A 17,852-nucleotide genomic window follows, 5' to 3' on the forward strand; every position below is an offset into this window, starting at 1 on the left:
CGCTGCCCGCGGGCAGCGCGACGGTATCGGATGCGGAAGTCATGATGCCTTGAGCCTCGGGTCGATCAGTGCATAGAGCAGGTCCAGCAGGGTGGACGCCGCGACATGGATGAAGGCCGCCAGCAGCACCACCGCGAGCACCACGGGCGCGTCCTGGCTCAGCACCGCGTTGAGCGTGACCGTGCCCAGGCCGGGACGGCCGAACACCTTCTCGGTGATGACGGCGCCGCCGAGCAGGCCGCCGATGATCCAGCCGCCGAGCGTGACCACCGGCAGCGCCGCATGGCGCAGCACGTGCCGCAGGCGCAGCCGCAGCTCGCCCAGGCCGCGCGCGCGCACCGTGACCACGAAGGGCTGCTCGAGCGCGCGCTCCATCGCCTCGCGCAGCACCTGCGCCAGCAGGCCCGCGGTCGGCAGCGCCAGCGCGGTCGCCGGCAGCACCAGCGCGCGCCAGTCGGCCGCGCCCGAGACCGGGAACCAGCGCAGCGTGAACGAGAAAGCCATCAGCAGCAGGATGCCGAGCCAGAACACCGGCGTGGAGGCGAACACCAGCTCCAGCGTGGAGGCCGCCGCGCGCGCGAAGCGTCCGCGGCCCGAGGTCAGCGTGGCCACCACCACCGCGAACAGCAGCGCCAGCACGCCGGCCGCGAGCGCGAGCTCGACCGTGGGCCACAGCTGCGCCATCACCACGCGCGCCACCGGCTGGCGCAGTTCGTACGAGGTGCCGAAGTCGCCGCTGGCGATGCGCGCCAGGAAGCCCAGGTACTGCTCCCACAGCGGGCGGTCGAGTCCCCACTCGGCCGCGATGGCCTCGCGCAGGCCCGGGTAGTCGAGGTCGCCGGCCAGGATGTCCTCGACCCGGCCCGGCAGCGCATGCAGGGCCAGGAAGGCCGCGGTGGCGCTGCCCCACGCCACCAGCAGGCCGGCACCCAGCCGCGAGATCACCAGTCGCCACATGACCGGCTCAGCGCTCCGACAGCCACACGTCGTGGAAGTTCGACGGCGAGTCGAGCTGCGTCTCGAACGACAGGCCGCGCACCCGGCTCTTGGCCGCGAGCTGGTAGTTGGCCGAGAACAGCGGCACGATGATGCCCTGGTCCACCGCGTGGCGCTGCGCCGCGTCGACCAGCTTCTTCTTCTCGTTGAGGTTGGTCGAGGCCAGCGCGTCGTTGATGTAGCCGAACAGCGTCTTGTCGCCCTTGTCGGCCACCGCGCGGATGAAGCCGCTCTCGCCGATGTTGCCCTGCAGCTCCTGCGCCGCGTCGGCCGGCAGATAGGTGTTGGGATAGATGCTCCACGAGCCCTTCTGCAGTTGCTGCGCCCACTCGCCGCCGGTGACGAAGCGCAGCCGCAGGTCGAAGCCCAGGTTCTTGCGCAGCTGCGCCTGCAGGCCCTGGATCAGCACGTCGCGGTTGTCGCGCACGAAGGGCTGCGGATAGCCGACCTCGATGGTCAGGCGCTGGCCGTCCTTGGTGCGGAAGCCCTCGGCGTCGCGGCCGGTCCAGCCCGCTTCGTCGAGCAGCTTGTTGGCCGCGGCCGGGTTGTTGCCCCAGCTGCCTTCGAGCGCCTTGTTGTAGAAGAAGCTGTCGGGGCCGATGTTCGACCAGGCGCGGCGGTAGGTGCCGCGATAGACGCTCTTGACCAGCGCGTCGATGTCGGCGCCGTCGCGCAGCGCGCGGCGCACGCGCACGTCGGTGGCCGGCGGGATCGTGTAATTGATGTTGAGCGTGAACGAGGTCTGCGCGCCCGCCGGGCCGACCAGGAACTGGAAGCCCGGCTGGTCCTTGAACAGGCCCACGTCGGTGGGCTGCACGCCCTCGATCACGTCGACCTGGCCCGAGCTCAGCGCGCCCGCGCGCACAGCGTACTCGGGCAGGAAGCGCACCGTCACGCGGTCCAGCCAGGCCGGTCCCTGGTGCGCCGCATAGCCGGGCGCCCACTGGTAGCGCGGGTTGCGCGCGAAGCCGGCCGACTGGCCGCGCACGTAGTTCTGGAACAGGAACGGGCCGCTGCCCGCGATGGCCGGGCCGCCGCCGCACAGGTCGTCGCCCGACTGCAGCGACTTCGGCGAGATCAGGCCCAGCCGCACGCTGGCGATCGATTCGAGCAGGCCCGAGTCGGGCCGGGCCAGTTGCAGCCGCACTTCGCTGGCCGACACCACCTGCACGCGCTCCACCGCCTTGAGCAGTTCGCCGGCGGCGTTGGTGTTCTTGGTGTCGCGCACGAAGTCGAAGTTGAACTTCACGGCCGCCGCGTCGAGCGGCGTGCCGTCATGGAACTGCAGGCCCGGCTTGAGTTTGAAGGCATAGGTCTTGCCGTCGGGCGAGACGCTCCACTCCTGCGCCAGCCAGGGCAGGAACTTGCCGCCCTTGCCCTTGGCGACCAGCGAGTCGATGTAGTTGCGGATCAGGATGTAGGAGTTCTGCTGCGTCGAGCGGTGCGGGTTGAAGCAGATCGGATCGGTGGTGACGCCGAAGACCACCTCGCCGCCCTGGCGCGGCGTGTCGGCGGCCAGCGCGAGGTTCATGCCGCAGGCCGCGAGCAGGCCGGCCTGGAGGATGCGCGGCAGCGCGCGCCGCGAGAAAGCAAGGGCAAGGGAGATCTTCATGACGACGGAAAGGAACGTGAGAAAGCCGCGCGGACGAGTCCGCGCCTGGAAGAAAGGACAAGGAGTCGGCGCGCGCGGCGCCGGCCGTGCAGGCCCGGGCGAACGCCCGTGCACGGGCAGCGCCGATCTTCGAAGCTCAGGGCTTCGCGGCTAACGAAAGTTTTCGCAGAAGCTATCTCGCTCAGCGCGCATGGAGCGCCTCTGCTCCCTTCGTCCGCTCAATCCAGCAGTCCGTCCCAGTAGAGACGCGCCGCCGCCAGCACGGTCCGCATCTGCGTCGTGTGCGCGAGCCGGAAGGCCGCGCCGCGCACGGTCTCGTCGGGGAACTCACTGATCAGCGTGAACGGCACGGTCGAGCGCTCGTCGGTGATCACCATGCAGGGGATGCCGTTGATGGGCGCGAACGGCAGCTCGCCGACGTGGGCATGCCACATGCGCTGCTGGAGCGCATTGAACGCGGCCAGCTCGGCCGAGCCCGCGAGCAGTTCCTTCGTGAGCGCATCGAGGAAGCGCAGGCCGTCGTGGCCGCGGTGCTGGCGCAGGACCAGGAAGAAGCCCTTGGGCACCGTCCACAGCTCGCTGCCGCGCGGCACGTAGCCGGCGCGCGGGCGCGTCCATTCGTGCGCCGGATAGCCGTGCAGGCTCAGGTGCAGGCGCGCGCCGGTGCGCGCGATCGCCTCGAGCCGCGGCGCCTTCTCGCCGAACGGCGGCTTCGTGCGCGCCTCGAGGTCGTCGCCCAGCGCGGTGTAGCGCGCGGCATGCGCCATGTGCGTGGGGTCGGTCTGCTGGAGCCGATGATGCAGCGCCGCGCCGTCGGGATTCTCGAGCGCGACCAGCGCATAGTGCGCGCCGGGCAGCGCGTTGAGCAGCGGTGCCGCGCGCAGGGCACCGACCACGCCCGAGCTCTCGTTCGCATGCTGGCCGGCCGTGACCACCAGGCCCGGCAGCGTGCCGCGCACATGCAGGCCCGCGACCGGGCGGCCCTGGAACGAGGTCACGCCGAAGCGCTCGCCGGGCAGGCGTTCCATCGCGGCCTCGACCTCGACCGGGGCCAGCGAACGGTCGGCGGTGTCGAGCACCAGCGTGGTGTCGACGGGCGGGTCGACACGTCGATGCGCGGCCAGCCGCACCGTGACCCGCGTGTCGTCCTCGCTGCGCGAGATCAGCGGCACGATGTGGCCGGGCTGCAGCGTGCGGTCGGCATCGTCGAGGCCGGCGCGCGCCTTGAAGAACTCGAGCGCGCCGTAATAGCAGTCCTCGTGCAGCGCCTCGAAGGTGTCGATCGTCTCCTCGCCGAAAGGCAGCCGGCGTTCGATGCCAGTGGTGGCGATCGCGATCTCGAGCGTGTCGAACAGCGGCAGCGTGGAGCTCCAGGCATGGCCGCGCACCGCGTCGAGCGCGGCCGCGCAGGCGACCTCGAACTCGGTGGGCAGCGCGGCGTCGTGCACCAGCGCGTCGCCGTCCCAGACCCGCAGCCAGCCGCAGGGCGAGGCGGTGGCGTCGTTGGGCGCGAACACGCGCCACTGCCGTTCGCCGGCGGTCACGAGGTGCTCGCCGGGCAACTCGCCTTCGGCGAAACGCAGCGCGACGCCCTCGCCGAGCAGGCCGGCCAGCGGATAGGCCTCGAGGCGAAAGCGCTGGCCCTGGCCCGCAGGCGTGCGGACCTCGATCGACGTCGCCCCATCGCCCTCGAACTCCTCGAGAAAGAAATGCACGAGTGGCTTGTAGGCGCTGCGCAGCACCGCCTGCACGCCCGCCGCGGCGAGCGCCTGCTCGGCGGCCCGGCGCATGGGCGCGTCCTCGAACAGCCAGGCTTCGATGCGCGTGACCGGGTGGGCGCCAAAGCGTTCGACCAGTTGCACCAGCGTGCGGGGGAAGGTGGTGTCGAGCAGCAGGGTCATGGCGCGAAGAATAAACCGCCTCGCGGCGTGGGGTTACCAACAGGCAGACACGCTGCCTCGGGGACGGGCGCCCCCAGTCTTGGCCCTCGGGCGCGCAATGCAAGCACGGAATCCGCATACGTTGATCCGTTTTTGTTCTTTGGCCCGCAGGTGGGCGCACGCTAGCCTGCGCCGGCTCCCGACTCACGGGGACCCTCATGGAAAGCCTCGCCTCGATGTCTCATGTCTTCGACAACCTTCCGCTGCCCACGGCACCCGCTGCCGTCGAGCCGGCCGCCAAGCCATCGCCGCCGCGCCGCGCGCCGCGCCTGCTGTCGCGCAACCAGCTGCTGCTGATCTCCTGGCTGGTGCCGGCCCTGGTGCTGGTGGTGTGGGAGCTGGCGGCGCGGGCCGGCTACCTCTCGATCCACGTGCTGCCCGCGCCCAGCAAGGTGGCGGCCACGGCCTGGGGCCTGATCCAGGAAGGGCGGCTGATCAGCGACATGGGCACCAGCCTGCTGGCGCGCGGCCACCGGCTTCGTGATCGGCGGCTCGATCGGCTTCGCGCTCGGCACGGTGGTGGGCTTCTCGCGGCTGGCCGAGGCGCTGTTCGACCGCAGCATCCAGATGATCCGCGCCATTCCCTTCCTCGCGATGCTGCCGCTGGTGATCGTCTGGTTCGGCGTGGACGAGGGCGGCAAGATCTTCCTGGTGTCGCTGGGCGTGATGTTCCCGATCTACATCAACACCGTGCTGGGCATCCGGCAGGTCGACCCCAAGCTGCTCGAACTCGGCCGCGTGACGGGCCTGAGCAACGCGACGCTGATCCGTCGCATCGTGCTGCCGGGCGCGCTGCCCTCGATCCTCGCGGGCGTGCGCTACGCGCTCGCGGTGGCCTGGCTCGCGCTGGTGATCGCCGAGACCATCGCCACCAGCTCGGGCATCGGCTACCTCGCGATGGATGCGCGCGAGTTCCTGCGCACCGACGTGATCGTGCTGACCATCGTGGTCTACGCCACCATCGGCGTGGCCTCGGATGCGGTGGCCCGGCTGCTCGAACGCCGGCTGCTGGCCTGGCATCCCAACTATGCGGCGGGGGAACGGCGATGAGCGCGCAGCCATCGCAACCCGAGGCGCCCGCCGTCGTCGTGCACGGCCTGCAGCGCCGCTATGGCGAGCGCACCGTGATCGGCGGGCTCGACCTGCGCATCGCACGCGGCGAATTCGTCGCGCTGCTCGGCGAGAGCGGCTGCGGCAAGACCACGCTGCTGCGCGCGCTCGCCGGCCTCGATGCCATCGACGGCGGGCGCATCGACGGACCACGCCAGCCCGCGGTGGTGTTCCAGGAACACCGGCTGCTGCCGTGGGATTCTCTCTGGCGCAATGTCTCGCTGGGCCTCGACGAGGCCACCGGCAAGGCGCTGGCGCAGGCCGCGCTGGCCGAGGTGGGCCTCGGCGACCGGCTCGACGACTGGCCGCGCAACCTCTCGGGCGGCCAGGCGCAGCGCGTGGCGCTGGCGCGCGCGCTGGTGCGCGAGCCCCGGCTGCTGCTGCTCGACGAGCCCTTCGCCGCGCTCGACGCGCTCACGCGCATCCGCATGCATGGCCTGGTGAAGGAACTCGTGCGCCGCCACCGGCCCGGCGTGCTGCTGGTCACGCACGACGTCGACGAGGCGGTGGCGCTGGCCGACCGCGTGCTCGTGATGCGCGACGGCGCGATCGCGAGCGAATACGCCGTGTCGCCCGAGGCCAATGCCAGGCGCACGCATCCCGATGCGACGGCGCTGCGCGAGGCGTTGCTGGCCGAGCTCGGCGTGGCGGCCGACAGCGTGCCCGCCTGAACCTCTTTTCGTTTTCCTTTCTTCACCGGCCTTCTCTCTCCATGACCTCCTCGTTCTCCCCGGCCTCGCGCCGCAGCTTCCTGCAGACCGCCGTCGTCGGCGCCGGCGCCCTGGCCACGGGCCTGGTCCAGGCGCAGGCCACCGGCCCGGCCAAGGCCACGCGCAACACCGACACCGTGCGCCTCACCTGGGGCCGCGGCGGCCTGCCCGCGCTGGCGAAGAACCGCGGCGAGTTCGAGAAGCTGCTCGCCAGGGACGGCATCAAGGTGCAGTGGATCGGCCCCTTCCCCAACCATGCGCCCTCGCTGCAGGCCGTGACCGGCGGCAGCGCCGACTTCGGCTTCGGCGGCAGCACCACGCCCGCGCTGGCCGCCATGCTCGCGGGCTCGCCGCTGGTGTTCACGCAGTTCGCCATCGTCGAGCCGCGCAGCACCGCGATCATCGCCAAGGACGGCTCGGGCATCGACAAGGTGCAGGACCTGGTGGGCAAGTCGGTCGCGGTCAACCGCTCGGGCCTCGGCGAGTTCCTGCTCGTGGCCGCGCTCGAGAAGCACAACATCGACCGCAGCAAGGTCAAGTTCGTCTACCTCAATCCGCCCGACGCCGGCCCGGCCTTCGCGCAGGGCAAGATCGACGCCTGGTCGATGTGGAGTCCGGGCGTGGACATCGCGCGCACCGAGTACAAGGCGCACGACGTCTTCTTCGAGGGCCGCGACCTCGACTTCCTGATCGACTTCAATTCCTACGTCACGCACCGCAAGTTCGCCGAGGAGAACGTGGCCATCGTGCGCGCCGTGAACGCGGCCTATGCGGCCGAGGCGAAGTGGATCAGCGAGCATCCGGTGGAAGCCGAGACGCTGAACCAGCAGGACGCCGGCTACAGCGACGCGGTGCGCGACACCCTGGTCAAGCTCAAGCGCCGCTGGGACGTGCGCGGCGTGCAGGACGCGAAGTTCATCCAGGAATTCCAGAAGGCCTCCGACTGGCTGTCGGAGCGCAAGATCCTGCCGCAGAAGGCCAAGGTCACGGACTACCTCGCGCGTCTGTGAGGCACGCGCGGAGTCCAGGCCCATGCCGCTGACATCCACCCACTGGGGCGTGTACCGCCCCGTGGTCGAGAACGGCCACCTCGTGGCCATGCGGCCCGCCGAATGGGACGCGGCGCCCTCGCCGATCGGCGCCTCGATGGTCGGCGCGGTCGATTCGCCCACGCGCGTGCGGCGCCCCGCGGTGCGCCGCAGTTTTCTCGATGCCGCCACGCGGCACCGCAGCGGCGACCGGCGCGGGCGCGAGGCTTTCGTCGAGCTGCCGTGGGACGAGGCGCTCGACCTCGTGGCGCAGGAGCTGCGGCGCGTGAAGCAGGCGCATGGCAACCGGGCGATCTACGGCGGCAGCTACGGCTGGTCGAGCGCGGGGCGCTTCCACCATGCGCAGAGCCAGCTGCATCGCTTCCTCAACGCCTTCGGCGGCTACGTCCACAGCAAGGACAGCTACAGCCTCGGCGCCGGCCGCGTGCTGCTGCCGCACATCGTCGACGGCATGGACGCGCTGCTGCAGAACCACACGAGCTGGGACGTGCTCGCGCAGCATTGCGAGCTGTTCGTGGCCTTCGGCGGCCTGCCGCTGCGCAACACGCAGGTCAGCCCCGGCGGCGCGAGCGACCATGGCGTGGCGCCGGCGCTGCGGCGCATGGTGGCCTCGGGCCGCACGCGCTTCGTCAACGTCAGCCCGGTGCGTGCCGACCTCGATGCCGTGCCCGATGCCGAATGGCTGCCGCTGCGCCCCGGCACCGACACCGCGCTGATGCTGGGCCTGGCCTTCGTGCTGATCGACGAGGGCCTGCACGACGAGGCCTTCTGCCGCAGCCACGCGGTCGGCTTCGACCCGGTGCGCGACTACATCCTGGGCCGCGCCGACGGCGTGCCCAAGACACCGGCCTGGGCCGCCGAGCGCTGCGGCATCGCGGCCGAGGCCATCGCCACGCTCGCGCGCCGCATGGCCCGCAGCCGCACGCTGGTGAACTGCACCTACTCGCTGCAGCGCGCGCGGCACGGCGAGCAGCCGTTCTGGATGACCGTCACCCTGGCCACCCTGCTCGGGCAGATCGGCCTGCCGGGCGGCGGCTTCGGCCTGGGCTATGGCTGCATGAACTACATCGGCAGCGGCCACGGCAGCTTCTCGGGCGCGCGCCTGCCGCAGGGCGTGAACCCGGTGGCCGACTTCATTCCGGTCGCGCGCATCGCCGACATGCTGCTGAACCCCGGCGCGCCCTTCGACTACAACGGCGGCCGGCACCACTACCCCGACATCCGCCTCGTGTACTGGGCCGGCGGCAACGTGTTCCACCATCACCAGGACCTCAACCGCACCCTCGAGGCCTGGCGCCGGCCCGAGACCGTGATCACGCACGAGCAGTACTGGACCGCGCAGGCCCGGCATTCCGACATCGTGCTGCCCGCCACCACCACGCTGGAGCGCGACGACATCGGCAGCGCGGGCAGCGAGCGTTTCATGGTGGCGATGCATGCGGCGATCGCGCCCGTGGGAGAGGCGCGCGACGACTACACGATCCTCTCGCAGCTCGCCGAGCGGCTGGACATCGCGCCGGCCTACACCGAGGGCCGCGATGCAAGCGAATGGCTGCGGCATCTGTACGAAGTCGCGCGGCCGCGTGCCGAGGCCGCCGGCCTGGTGCTGCCCTCGTTCGATGCCTTCTGGGAAATCGGTCGCATCGACATCGGCGGCACGAACGCGGTGGCGAACGAACCGGTGGTGCTGCTCGCGCCCTTTCGCGCCGATCCCGTCGCGCATGCCCTGCCCACGCCCTCGGGCCGCATCGAGCTCTACTCCGAGCGCATCGCGGGTTTCGGCTACGACGATTGCCCGGGCCATGCCCGCTGGTTCGAGCCCGAGGCGCCGGAGGGGCCGATCCAGCTGCTGTCGAACCAGCCCGCGACGCGCCTGCACAGCCAGTACGACCATGGCGCGCTGAGCCGTGCCTCGAAGATCGAGGGCCGCGAGCCGATCACGCTCAATGCACAGGATGCGCGCGAGCGCGGCATCGCGGCCGGCGACGTGGTGCGCGTCTTCAATGCACGCGGCGCCTTCCTCGCGGGCGCCGTGCTGTCCGACGACGTGCGGCCCGGCGTGGCGCAGATCGCCACCGGTGCCTGGTACGACCCGCTCGACGCGCAGGCACCGGGCAGCCTCGAGAAGCACGGCAATCCGAACGTGGTGACGCCCGATGTCGGCAGCTCGCGGCTGGCGCAAGGGTGCGCGGCGCAGAGCGCGCGCGTGGAGGTGGCGTTGTGGCGCGGCGAGGTGCCGGCGATCACGGCTTTCGATCCGCCGGTGTTCGACGCGCCGTCTTGAGGGCGTGGATCGACCGCGCGCCAGCTGCCACAGCGCCCGCGAAACGACGTGCTAATGTCAGCGCCCTCCGGGCCTCCCTCGAGACCCTGCCCACACCACGAAGATTGGATCGATCGAGTCTGACCCGCGCATGGTCGCGCCTCCAGTCACTGCGCGACGAGCCGGCCCGCAGCGACGTGCTGCTGACGCGCGCCGCCCTGATCCTCTGCGTTCCGATCATGCTGGCCTACGGCTGCGCCGGGCTCGTCTATGGCGAGCTGCCGATGCTCACGCCGTTCGGCTTCGTCGAGATGCCCGGCGCCTGCGCCTGGCTCACGGCCGCGATGGCCTTCGCGCTCGCGGTGCTGGCGACCGACTGGCTGGTGCGCGGCGAGCTGGCCACCCCGCGTGCTTCCGTGATCGTCACGACGCGTACGTGGCGCGTGGGCGATCCGCCGATGCCGGCCCTGCCCCCGCATGTGTGGCCGCAGCCGCGCAGCTCGCCGCTGCGCATCGCCTGCCTGGGCATCGCGGCGGTGGCCTGCGCCTCCGCGCTGGTGGGACGCGTGACGCTCGCGCTGGGCTCGGCAGGCCTTCGCGCGGCCGGGTGGACTGGCGCCGAACGCGGAATGGCCGCTCTATCCGCTGCAATGGCTCTGGCCCCTGTTGCTGCCACTGACCCGACGGCCCGTGGTGCTGGGCACGATCGTGGTGGGTGTCGTGCTGCTGCTGGCGGCCTACCTGCTGGCCTGGCGCAAGGTGCGCGGCGCCTGGCTGCCGTTCATGACGATGCTGCCGCTGCTGGTGGCGGTCCATTTCCCTCGGCGCGGCCGGCTTCGATTTCGCGGCCGCGCGAGGCCTCGGCGGGATCGTCGAGCCCGAGCTGTCGGCCGCGCTGGCGCAGCGTCCCGGGCACTACAACATCCACACCTTCCTGAGCCTGTGGGGCGCCATCGGGGCGCTCACGGTCGGCATGATCGGGGGCTTCTGGCTCGAGTCCTCGTCGGTGCTCGAAGGAGACTGAGCGCCGGCGCCGGCGGCTCAGGTCCTGCGCGCGATCCGCAGGATGGCGTCGTAGATCTCGTGCTCCGCGTCCGCCGGCTCGATCTCGCCCGCGGCCGCCGCGAACGACACGGCCTCGGCCGTGCCCAGCATCGCGCGCATGCCCGCCAGCGCGAGCGGCTGCCTGGCGAAGGGCTGCAGCGCATCGCGGCACTTGGCGAGGAACAGCGCCTCGTGCTCCTTCTTGAGCGCATCGAGCTCGGGCGAGCCGGCCAGCGCGGCGCTCACGCCCGGCATCTCGCGGCCCATCTCCATCACGCAGTTGACGTAGGTGGCGGCGATCACCTTCGCCACGGCCGGAAGCGACCGGCCCGCGGCCTGCAGGGCCGCGTCCATCAGCGCGTGCTGCCGGCCGTCGTACTCCTCGTAGAGCACGCCGAGCAGCCCGGTGCGCGTGCCGAAGTGGTCGTAGACCACGGGCTTGGTCACGCCCGCGCGCTCGGCCAGGTAGCCCAGCGTGAGTGCATCGGTGCCTTCGCGGCGCACGATGGACCAGGCCACGTCCATGAGCTGGCGGTTGCGCTCCTCCTTGGGCAGGCGCTTCTTCGCCGCGGCGGGCACGGCCGGTTTCGTCGGGTTGCTTGACATCCTTAAACTACCAAAGGTAACTTACGAAGCGTAGACTACTAAAAGTAGTTTACACCCAACCTCAAAGGAACCACCCCCATGCATGCCCTCATCGTCGTCAGCCATCCCTCCCCGCAGTCGCTCACGCATGCCGTCGCGCGTGCCTATGCCGAGGGCGTGGCGGCCTCCGGCGAGCACAGGACCGAGATCGCCGACCTCGCCGCGGAGGGCTTCCAGCCGGCCTTCAACCAGGCCGACGCCACCGCCTATCTGCTGCAGGCGCCGCTGCCGGCCGACGTGCTGCGCGAGCAGCAGCGCATCGACCGCGCCGACGCGCTGGTGCTCGTCTATCCCGTCTACTGGTGGTCGTTCCCGGGGCAGCTCGAAGGGCTGGATCGACCGCGTGTTCTCCAACGGCTGGGCCTACGACGAGCGGCCCGACGGCTCTCTCGGCAAGCGGCTGGGCCACCTCCCGATCCACCTGATCGGCATCGGCGGCGCGGACGGCGGCACCTATGCGCGGCACGGCTACGACAAGGCGATGCGCACGCAGATCGACCACGGCATCTTCGATTTCTGCGGCGCGCCGGTGCGGACCTCGGAGTTCCTGGTCGATGTGAATGGGCAGGGCGGGGCCGCGCACTTGGTCACCGCGCGGGGGCTCGGTAGCAACGCGTTCGCGAAGGAAGCGCCGCAGCGAGCGGCTACCGAGTTGGCAGGCTAAAGCGGAATGAATGCGGGATCGGGCAGCCGAACGCAGAAGTCGCAGAAGAGAATTCGATTGTTCTTCTTCCTTCCGCGACCTCTGCGCAACTTTTGTATTTCTTCTGCGTTCGGCTGCCCGATCCCGCTTTCCTGAACGCCCCGACCTCAGCCCTTCGCCAACCGCCGCCGCGCCTTCACCGCAGACGCCAGCCCCTCGAGCACCGGCACCGTCTGCGCGAACCCGATGCAGGCATCGGTGATCGACACGCCGCGCTTGAGCGCCACGCCGGGCTGGAGGTCCTGCCGCCCTTCCTCGAGGTGGCTCTCGATCATGAGGCCGGTGATGCGCCGCTCGCCACCCGCGATCTGCGCCGCGACGTCTTCCGCCACCACGATCTGCCGCTGGTGCTGCTTGCTGCTGTTGCCGTGCGAGACGTCGATCATGACCTGCGGCCGCAGGCCGTTGGCCAGCAGGGCCTGGCAGCTGGACTCGACGTCGGCGGCCGAATAGTTGGGCGCCTTGCCGCCGCGCAGGATCACGTGGCAGTCGTCGTTGCCGCGGGTCTCGAAGATCGCCGCCATGCCCATCTTGGTCATGCCCATGAAGGCATGCGGCGCGCGGGCCGCGAGGATGGCGTCGGCCGCGACCTTGACGCTGCCGTCGGTGCCGTTCTTGAAGCCGACCGGGCAGCTCAGGCCCGAGGCCAGCTGCCGGTGGCTCTGGCTCTCGGTGGTGCGCGCGCCGATGGCGCCCCAGGCGATCAGGTCGGCGATGAACTGCGGGCTCAGGAGGTCGAGGAACTCGGTGCCGGTCGGCAGGCCCAGCGTGGTGAGCTCGAGCAGCAGGCGCCGCGCGCGCTCCAGGCCTTCGTTGATGGCGAAGCTGCCATCGAGGTGCGGGTCGTTGATGTAGCCCTTCCAGCCCACCGTGGTGCGCGGCTTCTCGAAGTAGGCGCGCATCACGATCAGCAGGTCGTCCTGCAGCGAATCGGCCACCTTCTTCAGGCGCTGCGCGTACTCGATGGCCTGGTCGTGGTCGTGGATCGAGCACGGGCCGACCACCACCACCAGCCGGTCGTCGCGGCCGTGCAGCACGTCGGCGATCGCGGCGCGGGCGCCCTCGACCAGCGCCAGGGTGTTGTCGCGCACGGGCACGCGCTCCTGCAGCAGCGCGGGGGTCATGAGCGGGCGCACGGCGCCGATGCGCACGTCGTCGATGCGGGTGGTGTCGAGCGTGCTGTCGCGGGAGCCGATTTCGGCGTCGTGGAGGGGGTCGTCGAGGCGGGGCATGGTCGTGGGTGGAATGTCGAGAGGCTCGCCGATTGTCCCCGAACGCACCCGCGTGCCCTCAGAGGAAGCGCGAGCGCCTCTCGTCGCGCGGACCGACCGCGAGATCCTCCGACAGCCCCTTGAGCACGGCATAGCCGGCCTGGAGCGCATCGAGGTAGGTGGAGAATCCCGCCGCGGCTTCGAGCAGGCGCTCGTACTCGGGCGAACCGTCGAACGACTCGAGCAGCACCCAGTAGTACTCGCTCGTGTCGTGCTGTTCCACCGTCAGCGCGATGGAAATGAGAGGGCCGAACATGCGGGGATGCTCGCAGCCCCGCATGACGGTCTGAAGAAAGCTAGATCTTCAGGACGGGGAACGACTTCACCAGGTCGTCGAGCGCCTTGAGCTGGGTCATCAAGGGTTCGAGCTGATGCAGCGGCAGCGCGCTCGGCCCGTCGCACTTGGCCTGGGCCGGATCGGGATGGGCCTCGATGAACAGGCCCGCGAGGCCCAGCGCCATGCCGGCGCGCGCCAGGTCCACCAGTTGCTCGCGACGGCCGCCCGAGGCGGCGGCGCCGGCCTCGCGCTGCTGCAGCGCATGGGTCACGTCGAAGATCACCGGCAGGTCGCCCGTGGTCTTCTTCATCACGCCGAAGCCCAGCATGTCGACCACGAGGTTGTCGTAGCCGAAGCAGGTGCCGCGGTCGCACAGGATGATCTGGTCGTTGCCTGCTTCCCTGAACTTCTCGACGATGTTGAACATCTGGCTCGGGCTCAGGAACTGCGGCTTCTTGATGTTGATGACGCGGCCGGTCTTGGCGAGCGCCACCACCAGGTCGGTCTGGCGCGCGAGGAAGGCGGGCAGCTGCAGCACGTCGACCACCTCGGCCACCGGCGCGGCCTGGGCCGGTTCGTGGACGTCGGTCAGCACCGGCACGCCGAAGGCCGACTTCACCTCCTGCAGGATGCGCAGGCCTTCGTCGAGGCCGGGGCCGCGGTACGAGTGGATCGACGAGCGGTTGGCCTTGTCGAAGCTGCCCTTGAACACGTAGGGAATGCCGAGCTTGCCGGTGACGCGCACGAACTCCTCGGCGCTGCGCAGTGCCAGGTCCTTCGACTCGAGCACGTTGACGCCGCCGAACAGCACGAAGGGGCCGTCGTTGCGCACGCCGATGCCGGGGGGGATGATCACGTTCTTCATGGGGAACTCCTGTCCTGAATCTTGGGGCCTATTGTCGCGGCAGCCGGCAACAGGTCCGCAGAGAGCGTCTCGCGCCGCTCAGCGCGCCAGCCGCGGCCCGGCCATGACGATGAACATGCCGAGCAGGCTGACCCCCACGCCGACCCAGTCGGTCACGCTCGGCTGCACCTTGTCGACCGCCCAGAGCCACAGCACCGCCACGCCGATGTAGACCCCGCCGTAGGCCGCGTACACCCGGCCCGCCGCGGTCGGATGCAGGGTCAGCAGCCAGGCGAACAGCGCCAGCGAGAGCGCCGCGGGCAGCAGCAGCCAGGCCGAATGTCCCTGGCGCAGCCAGAGGTAGGGCAGGAAGCAGCCCACGATCTCGGCCAGCGCGGTGGCGACGAAGAGGGCGAAGGTCTTGAGCAGGTCCATGCGCGGATTCTCGGTGCGGGCAGGGCCCGCCGCGCTCTCAACCCGCCGCCGCGCCCGCCTGCTGGTCCTGGAACAGCCGCTCCAGCATCCGCGCCAGCCGGTCCACGTCCACCGGCTTGGTCAGGTGGCCGAGGAAGCCGGTCTCGAAGCTGGTGTCGCGGTCGCTGGGCTGGCCGTAGCCGGTCACGGCGATCAGCGCGGGCGGGTCGACCAGCTCGGCGCGCAGCCGGCGCGCGACCTCGTGGCCGTCGATGCCGGGCAGGCCGATGTCGAGCAGCACGACGTCGGGCCGGCCGGTCTTGACCGCCTCGATGGCCGCGAAGCCGTCGTGCACGACCGCGCTGGCGTAGCCCAGCGCGTCCATCAGCAGCGCCATGGTCTCGGCGGCATCCTGGTTGTCGTCGACCACCAGCACCAGCCGTTCGCCGGGCGCCCGGCCCGAGGTGCCCTCGCCCGCGAGCGGCTCGGCCACGGCCGCGAGGTTGACGATGAATTCGCTGCCCTCGCCCGCGCGCCCGCTGCTGAACACGCTGACCCGGCCGCCATGCAGCGCCACCAGCTGCTGCACCAGGCTCAGCCCGAGGCCGAGCCCGCCCTTGGAACGCGCGGCGTCCTGCTCGCCCTGCACGAACAGGTCGAAGATGCGGTGGATGTCCTGCGGCGCGATGCCCGGGCCGGTGTCGCGCACCGCGATCTCGGCCTCGATCGCGCTGGCGCCCGCGACGCCGGGCGCGGCGGGGCCGGTGCCGAGCCGCAGCTCGATGCGCCCGCCGCTGTCGGTGAACTTGGCGGCGTTGTGCACGAGGTTGCTGACCACCTGCACCAGCCGCGCGCGGTCGCCGGTGACCCAGGGGTCGGCGCCGTCGACCTGAAGGTCGAGTTGCTGCGACTTCAGCGCCACCAGCGGGCGCACCGTCTCGACCGCGTCGTGGATCACGTCGCGCAGCCGCACGGGCTTGGCCTCGAGGTGGATCTTGCCGCTGGTGATGCGGCCCACGTCGAGCAGGTCGTCGATCAGCCGGGTCATCTGCCGCAGCTGCCGGTCGATGATGTCGCGCGTGCTGTTGAAGATGCGCGACTCGATCTTCTCGCGCTTGAGCAGCTCGAGCGCATTCGAGATCGGTGCGAGCGGATTGCGCAGCTCGTGCCCGAGCATCGCGAGGAAGGTGGCCATGCGCCGCCCCTCGTCCTCCAGCGCGGTGATGCGCCGGCGCTCGCTGAGGTCGCGCGTGACCTTGGCGAAGCCCTTGTGGTGGCCCGCCGCGTCGTACAGCGCCGTGATGACCACGCTGGCCCAGAAGCGGCTGCCGTCCTTGCGCACGCGCCAGCCCTCGTCCTCGAAGCGGCCATCGCGCAGCGCATTGCGCAGCTCCTGCGCGGGCCAGCCGCTGGCGGCCACGTCGGGCGGATAGAAGGTCGAGAAGTGCCGGCCGATGATCTCGGCCGCCTCGTAGCCCTTGTTCTTCTGCGCGCCCGCGTTCCAGCTGATCACATGGCCCGCGGGATCGAGCATGAAGATCGCATAGTCCTTCACGCCCTCGACCAGCAGCCGGAAGCGCTCCTCGCTCGCGCGCAGCAGCTCGTCCTGCTGGCGCCGCTCGCTGAGGTCGCGCGTGATCTTGGAGAAGCCGCGCACGCCGCCGTCGGGCCCGGTGAGCCGCGTGATGACCACGCTGGCCCAGAAGCGGCTGCCGTCCTTGCGCACGCGCCAGCCCTCGTCCTCGAAATGACCGGTTTCGCGCGCCTGCGCGAGCTCCTGGCGCGGGCCGTCGCGCTGCTGCGCCTCGGCCGGATAGAGCGTCGACACATGGTGGCCGAGGATCTCGGCGTCTTCGTAGCCACACACGAGCCGCGCGCCGGCATTCCAGCTCAGCACCATGCCGTCGGGATCGAGGAAGAAGATCGCGTAGTCGGTGACGGCATCGATCATCTGCCGGTGATCGGTGTCCGACAGGTTGGCGATGGACAGCCACTCGGCGGCGGGATCTGGCATGTGTTTTGTTCTCTCGGACAGTGGGTTCGTGCCGGTTCCCCCTCGGCTGGACCGAGGAGTATTCCCCGCCCGGCGGCCCGATCCGTGGGACGTCGCCGACAGTTGCGGTCGGCCATCCTGCTGGGACCACCGGTTCCGGCAGGCCCAGGCTCCCACCGGTAACCCGTCCCTACTTCCCCTGGAACTTCGCCGCCCGCTTCTGCGCCCAGGCCGATTGCCCCTCGCGCAAATCTTCCGAGAGGTAGGCCCTGCGAATGCTCGCGTCGAGCGCCTGCGGGTCGAGCGTGCCGCGCGCGATGCGGTTGAGGTGATGCTTCATGCCGGTCAGCGCGATCGGCGCCATCGATGCGCAGTCGCGCACCAGGGCACCGACCTCCTCTTCCAGTCGCTCGGGTTCCGCGAGCTGCGTCAGGTAGCCGATACGCTTCATCTCGACGGCATCGATCCTGCGCGCCGTCAGGAACAGCAGCTTGGCGTTGTCCAGGCCGAGGCGGCTCACGTAGCGCTCCAGGCCCGAGCGGTAGTAGTGCAAGCCGAGGCGCGCGGCCGGCATGAACATGTCGATGCCCGTGGCCCCGACACGGAAATCGCAGGCGAGCGCGAGATCGGTCGCGCCGCCATACACGCCGCCATGCAGCACCGCCACCGTGACTGCACGCGCCATCTCCAGCGCATCGACCACCCCCTCGAAGTCGACCTTGCGCTCTGCGCCGATGCTGCCGATGTCGTAGCCGCTGCAAAAATACTTGCCGCTGCCGCGCAACAGCAGCACCAGCACTTCCGGCCGCGCGTCGACCTCGGCGATCAGCGCGGCCAGCCGCTCGAGGTCGTCGGCACTCAGGCGGTTGGCTTGTGCGGGGCGGCGCAGGCGAATGGTCGCGACCGCGCCCTCGATGCGAAGCTCGGGCAGGTCGGAGGAATCGGTGGGTTCGGTGATCGCGTTCATCGGCCTTGAAAAAT

16 protein-coding genes and 1 pseudogene are annotated in these 17,852 nt (G+C 70.6%); 7 read left to right on the forward strand and 10 right to left on the reverse strand.

Annotated elements, in window-relative coordinates:
- Positions 1 to 39: 39 nt before the first annotated feature.
- From ACHMXE_RS02005 to ACHMXE_RS02015, 3 genes are all read right to left on the reverse strand, one after another.
- A complete protein-coding gene (locus ACHMXE_RS02005; protein WP_093352605.1) occupies positions 40 to 957 on the reverse strand; it encodes an ABC transporter permease in 918 nt (305 codons plus the stop codon).
- A 7-nt stretch (positions 958 to 964) separates the two neighbouring features.
- Positions 965 to 2,608 carry an ABC transporter substrate-binding protein gene (locus ACHMXE_RS02010; protein WP_395346528.1) on the reverse strand — a complete coding sequence of 548 codons (1,644 nt, stop codon included), beginning with the start codon at positions 2,606 to 2,608 and terminating at the stop codon, positions 965 to 967.
- A gap of 218 nt (positions 2,609 to 2,826) precedes the next feature.
- Entirely contained in the window at positions 2,827 to 4,509 is a 1,683-nt protein-coding gene (locus ACHMXE_RS02015) for a hypothetical protein (protein WP_395346529.1), read from the reverse strand.
- Between the two features lie 519 nt (positions 4,510 to 5,028).
- Here ACHMXE_RS02015 and ACHMXE_RS02020 point away from each other — a divergent pair.
- The 5 genes from ACHMXE_RS02020 (at position 5,029) to ACHMXE_RS02040 (ending at position 10,618) form a co-directional block, all read left to right on the forward strand.
- Positions 5,029 to 5,598 (forward strand): ABC transporter permease subunit, encoded by a 570-nt coding sequence (locus ACHMXE_RS02020; protein ID WP_395346530.1) that lies wholly within the window; start codon positions 5,029 to 5,031, stop codon positions 5,596 to 5,598.
- Positions 5,595 to 6,329: an ABC transporter ATP-binding protein gene (locus tag ACHMXE_RS02025; protein ID WP_057591211.1), complete on the forward strand. Its 735-nt coding sequence runs from the start codon at positions 5,595 to 5,597 to the stop codon at positions 6,327 to 6,329. The genes ACHMXE_RS02020 and ACHMXE_RS02025 overlap by 4 nt, the downstream gene beginning before the upstream one ends.
- 41 nt (positions 6,330 to 6,370) lie before the next feature.
- Positions 6,371 to 7,378 (forward strand): NrtA/SsuA/CpmA family ABC transporter substrate-binding protein, encoded by a 1,008-nt coding sequence (locus ACHMXE_RS02030; protein ID WP_395346531.1) that lies wholly within the window; start codon positions 6,371 to 6,373, stop codon positions 7,376 to 7,378.
- Positions 7,379 to 7,400: 22 nt separating this feature from the next.
- The gene (locus ACHMXE_RS02035) at positions 7,401 to 9,701 is read left to right on the forward strand and encodes a molybdopterin guanine dinucleotide-containing S/N-oxide reductase (RefSeq protein WP_395346532.1); all 2,301 of its coding nucleotides are present in this window, start codon (positions 7,401 to 7,403) and stop codon (positions 9,699 to 9,701) included.
- A 176-nt stretch (positions 9,702 to 9,877) separates the two neighbouring features.
- Positions 9,878 to 10,618 (forward strand): hypothetical protein, encoded by a 741-nt coding sequence (locus tag ACHMXE_RS02040; protein WP_395346534.1) that lies wholly within the window; start codon positions 9,878 to 9,880, stop codon positions 10,616 to 10,618.
- 103 nt (positions 10,619 to 10,721) lie between these two features.
- Here ACHMXE_RS02040 and ACHMXE_RS02045 read toward each other — a convergent pair whose 3' ends face one another.
- Positions 10,722 to 11,330: a TetR/AcrR family transcriptional regulator gene (locus tag ACHMXE_RS02045; RefSeq protein WP_395346535.1), complete on the reverse strand. Its 609-nt coding sequence runs from the start codon at positions 11,328 to 11,330 to the stop codon at positions 10,722 to 10,724.
- A gap of 78 nt (positions 11,331 to 11,408) precedes the next feature.
- Between ACHMXE_RS02045 and ACHMXE_RS02050 the strand changes: the two are divergent.
- Positions 11,409 to 11,636, forward strand: a pseudogene (locus tag ACHMXE_RS02050) (NAD(P)H-dependent oxidoreductase); the annotation flags it as partial.
- A gap of 76 nt (positions 11,637 to 11,712) precedes the next feature.
- Positions 11,713 to 12,033: a hypothetical protein gene (locus ACHMXE_RS02055; RefSeq protein WP_395346536.1), complete on the forward strand. Its 321-nt coding sequence runs from the start codon at positions 11,713 to 11,715 to the stop codon at positions 12,031 to 12,033.
- A gap of 146 nt (positions 12,034 to 12,179) precedes the next feature.
- Here ACHMXE_RS02055 and ACHMXE_RS02060 read toward each other — a convergent pair whose 3' ends face one another.
- The 6 genes from ACHMXE_RS02060 to ACHMXE_RS02085 all read right to left on the reverse strand — a co-directional run bounded on the left by ACHMXE_RS02060 (position 12,180) and on the right by ACHMXE_RS02085 (position 17,838).
- On the reverse strand, positions 12,180 to 13,304 hold the full coding sequence (locus tag ACHMXE_RS02060) for a 3-deoxy-7-phosphoheptulonate synthase (RefSeq protein ID WP_395346538.1): 1,125 nt from the start codon (positions 13,302 to 13,304) through the stop codon (positions 12,180 to 12,182).
- 58 nt (positions 13,305 to 13,362) lie between these two features.
- Positions 13,363 to 13,599, reverse strand: coding sequence for a hypothetical protein (locus ACHMXE_RS02065; RefSeq protein ID WP_395346539.1), 237 nt, complete (start codon positions 13,597 to 13,599; stop codon positions 13,363 to 13,365).
- Between the two features lie 40 nt (positions 13,600 to 13,639).
- The gene (gene kdsA, locus ACHMXE_RS02070; protein WP_395346540.1) at positions 13,640 to 14,485 is read right to left on the reverse strand and encodes a 3-deoxy-8-phosphooctulonate synthase; all 846 of its coding nucleotides are present in this window, start codon (positions 14,483 to 14,485) and stop codon (positions 13,640 to 13,642) included.
- A 78-nt stretch (positions 14,486 to 14,563) separates the two neighbouring features.
- The gene (locus ACHMXE_RS02075; protein WP_395346542.1) at positions 14,564 to 14,899 is read right to left on the reverse strand and encodes a YnfA family protein; all 336 of its coding nucleotides are present in this window, start codon (positions 14,897 to 14,899) and stop codon (positions 14,564 to 14,566) included.
- A gap of 37 nt (positions 14,900 to 14,936) precedes the next feature.
- Positions 14,937 to 16,892 (reverse strand): PAS domain S-box protein, encoded by a 1,956-nt coding sequence (locus tag ACHMXE_RS02080; protein ID WP_395346543.1) that lies wholly within the window; start codon positions 16,890 to 16,892, stop codon positions 14,937 to 14,939.
- Between the two features lie 169 nt (positions 16,893 to 17,061).
- Positions 17,062 to 17,838, reverse strand: coding sequence for an enoyl-CoA hydratase/isomerase family protein (locus ACHMXE_RS02085; protein WP_395346544.1), 777 nt, complete (start codon positions 17,836 to 17,838; stop codon positions 17,062 to 17,064).
- Positions 17,839 to 17,852 lie beyond the last annotated feature (14 nt).

The organism is Variovorax sp. UC122_21 (assembly GCF_044056785.1).
Taxonomy (GTDB): Bacteria; Pseudomonadota; Gammaproteobacteria; order Burkholderiales; family Burkholderiaceae_C; genus Variovorax.

What these genes read in the sequence shown, in the direction of transcription:
- ACHMXE_RS02005 (WP_093352605.1), bottom strand. Translation starts at nt 957, where the DNA reads ATGTGGCGACTGGTGATCTCGCGGCTGGGTGCCGGCCTGCTGGTGGCG.
- ACHMXE_RS02010 (WP_395346528.1), bottom strand. Translation starts at nt 2,608, where the DNA reads ATGAAGATCTCCCTTGCCCTTGCTTTCTCGCGGCGCGCGCTGCCGCGC.
- ACHMXE_RS02015 (WP_395346529.1), bottom strand. Translation starts at nt 4,509, where the DNA reads ATGACCCTGCTGCTCGACACCACCTTCCCCCGCACGCTGGTGCAACTG.
- ACHMXE_RS02025 (WP_057591211.1), top strand. Translation starts at nt 5,595, where the DNA reads ATGAGCGCGCAGCCATCGCAACCCGAGGCGCCCGCCGTCGTCGTGCAC.
- ACHMXE_RS02030 (WP_395346531.1), top strand. Translation starts at nt 6,371, where the DNA reads ATGACCTCCTCGTTCTCCCCGGCCTCGCGCCGCAGCTTCCTGCAGACC.
- ACHMXE_RS02035 (WP_395346532.1), top strand. Translation starts at nt 7,401, where the DNA reads ATGCCGCTGACATCCACCCACTGGGGCGTGTACCGCCCCGTGGTCGAG.
- ACHMXE_RS02045 (WP_395346535.1), bottom strand. Translation starts at nt 11,330, where the DNA reads ATGTCAAGCAACCCGACGAAACCGGCCGTGCCCGCCGCGGCGAAGAAG.
- ACHMXE_RS02060 (WP_395346538.1), bottom strand. Translation starts at nt 13,304, where the DNA reads ATGCCCCGCCTCGACGACCCCCTCCACGACGCCGAAATCGGCTCCCGC.
- ACHMXE_RS02065 (WP_395346539.1), bottom strand. Translation starts at nt 13,599, where the DNA reads ATGTTCGGCCCTCTCATTTCCATCGCGCTGACGGTGGAACAGCACGAC.
- kdsA (WP_395346540.1), bottom strand. Translation starts at nt 14,485, where the DNA reads ATGAAGAACGTGATCATCCCCCCCGGCATCGGCGTGCGCAACGACGGC.
- ACHMXE_RS02075 (WP_395346542.1), bottom strand. Translation starts at nt 14,899, where the DNA reads ATGGACCTGCTCAAGACCTTCGCCCTCTTCGTCGCCACCGCGCTGGCC.
- ACHMXE_RS02080 (WP_395346543.1), bottom strand. Translation starts at nt 16,892, where the DNA reads ATGCCAGATCCCGCCGCCGAGTGGCTGTCCATCGCCAACCTGTCGGAC.
- ACHMXE_RS02085 (WP_395346544.1), bottom strand. Translation starts at nt 17,838, where the DNA reads ATGAACGCGATCACCGAACCCACCGATTCCTCCGACCTGCCCGAGCTT.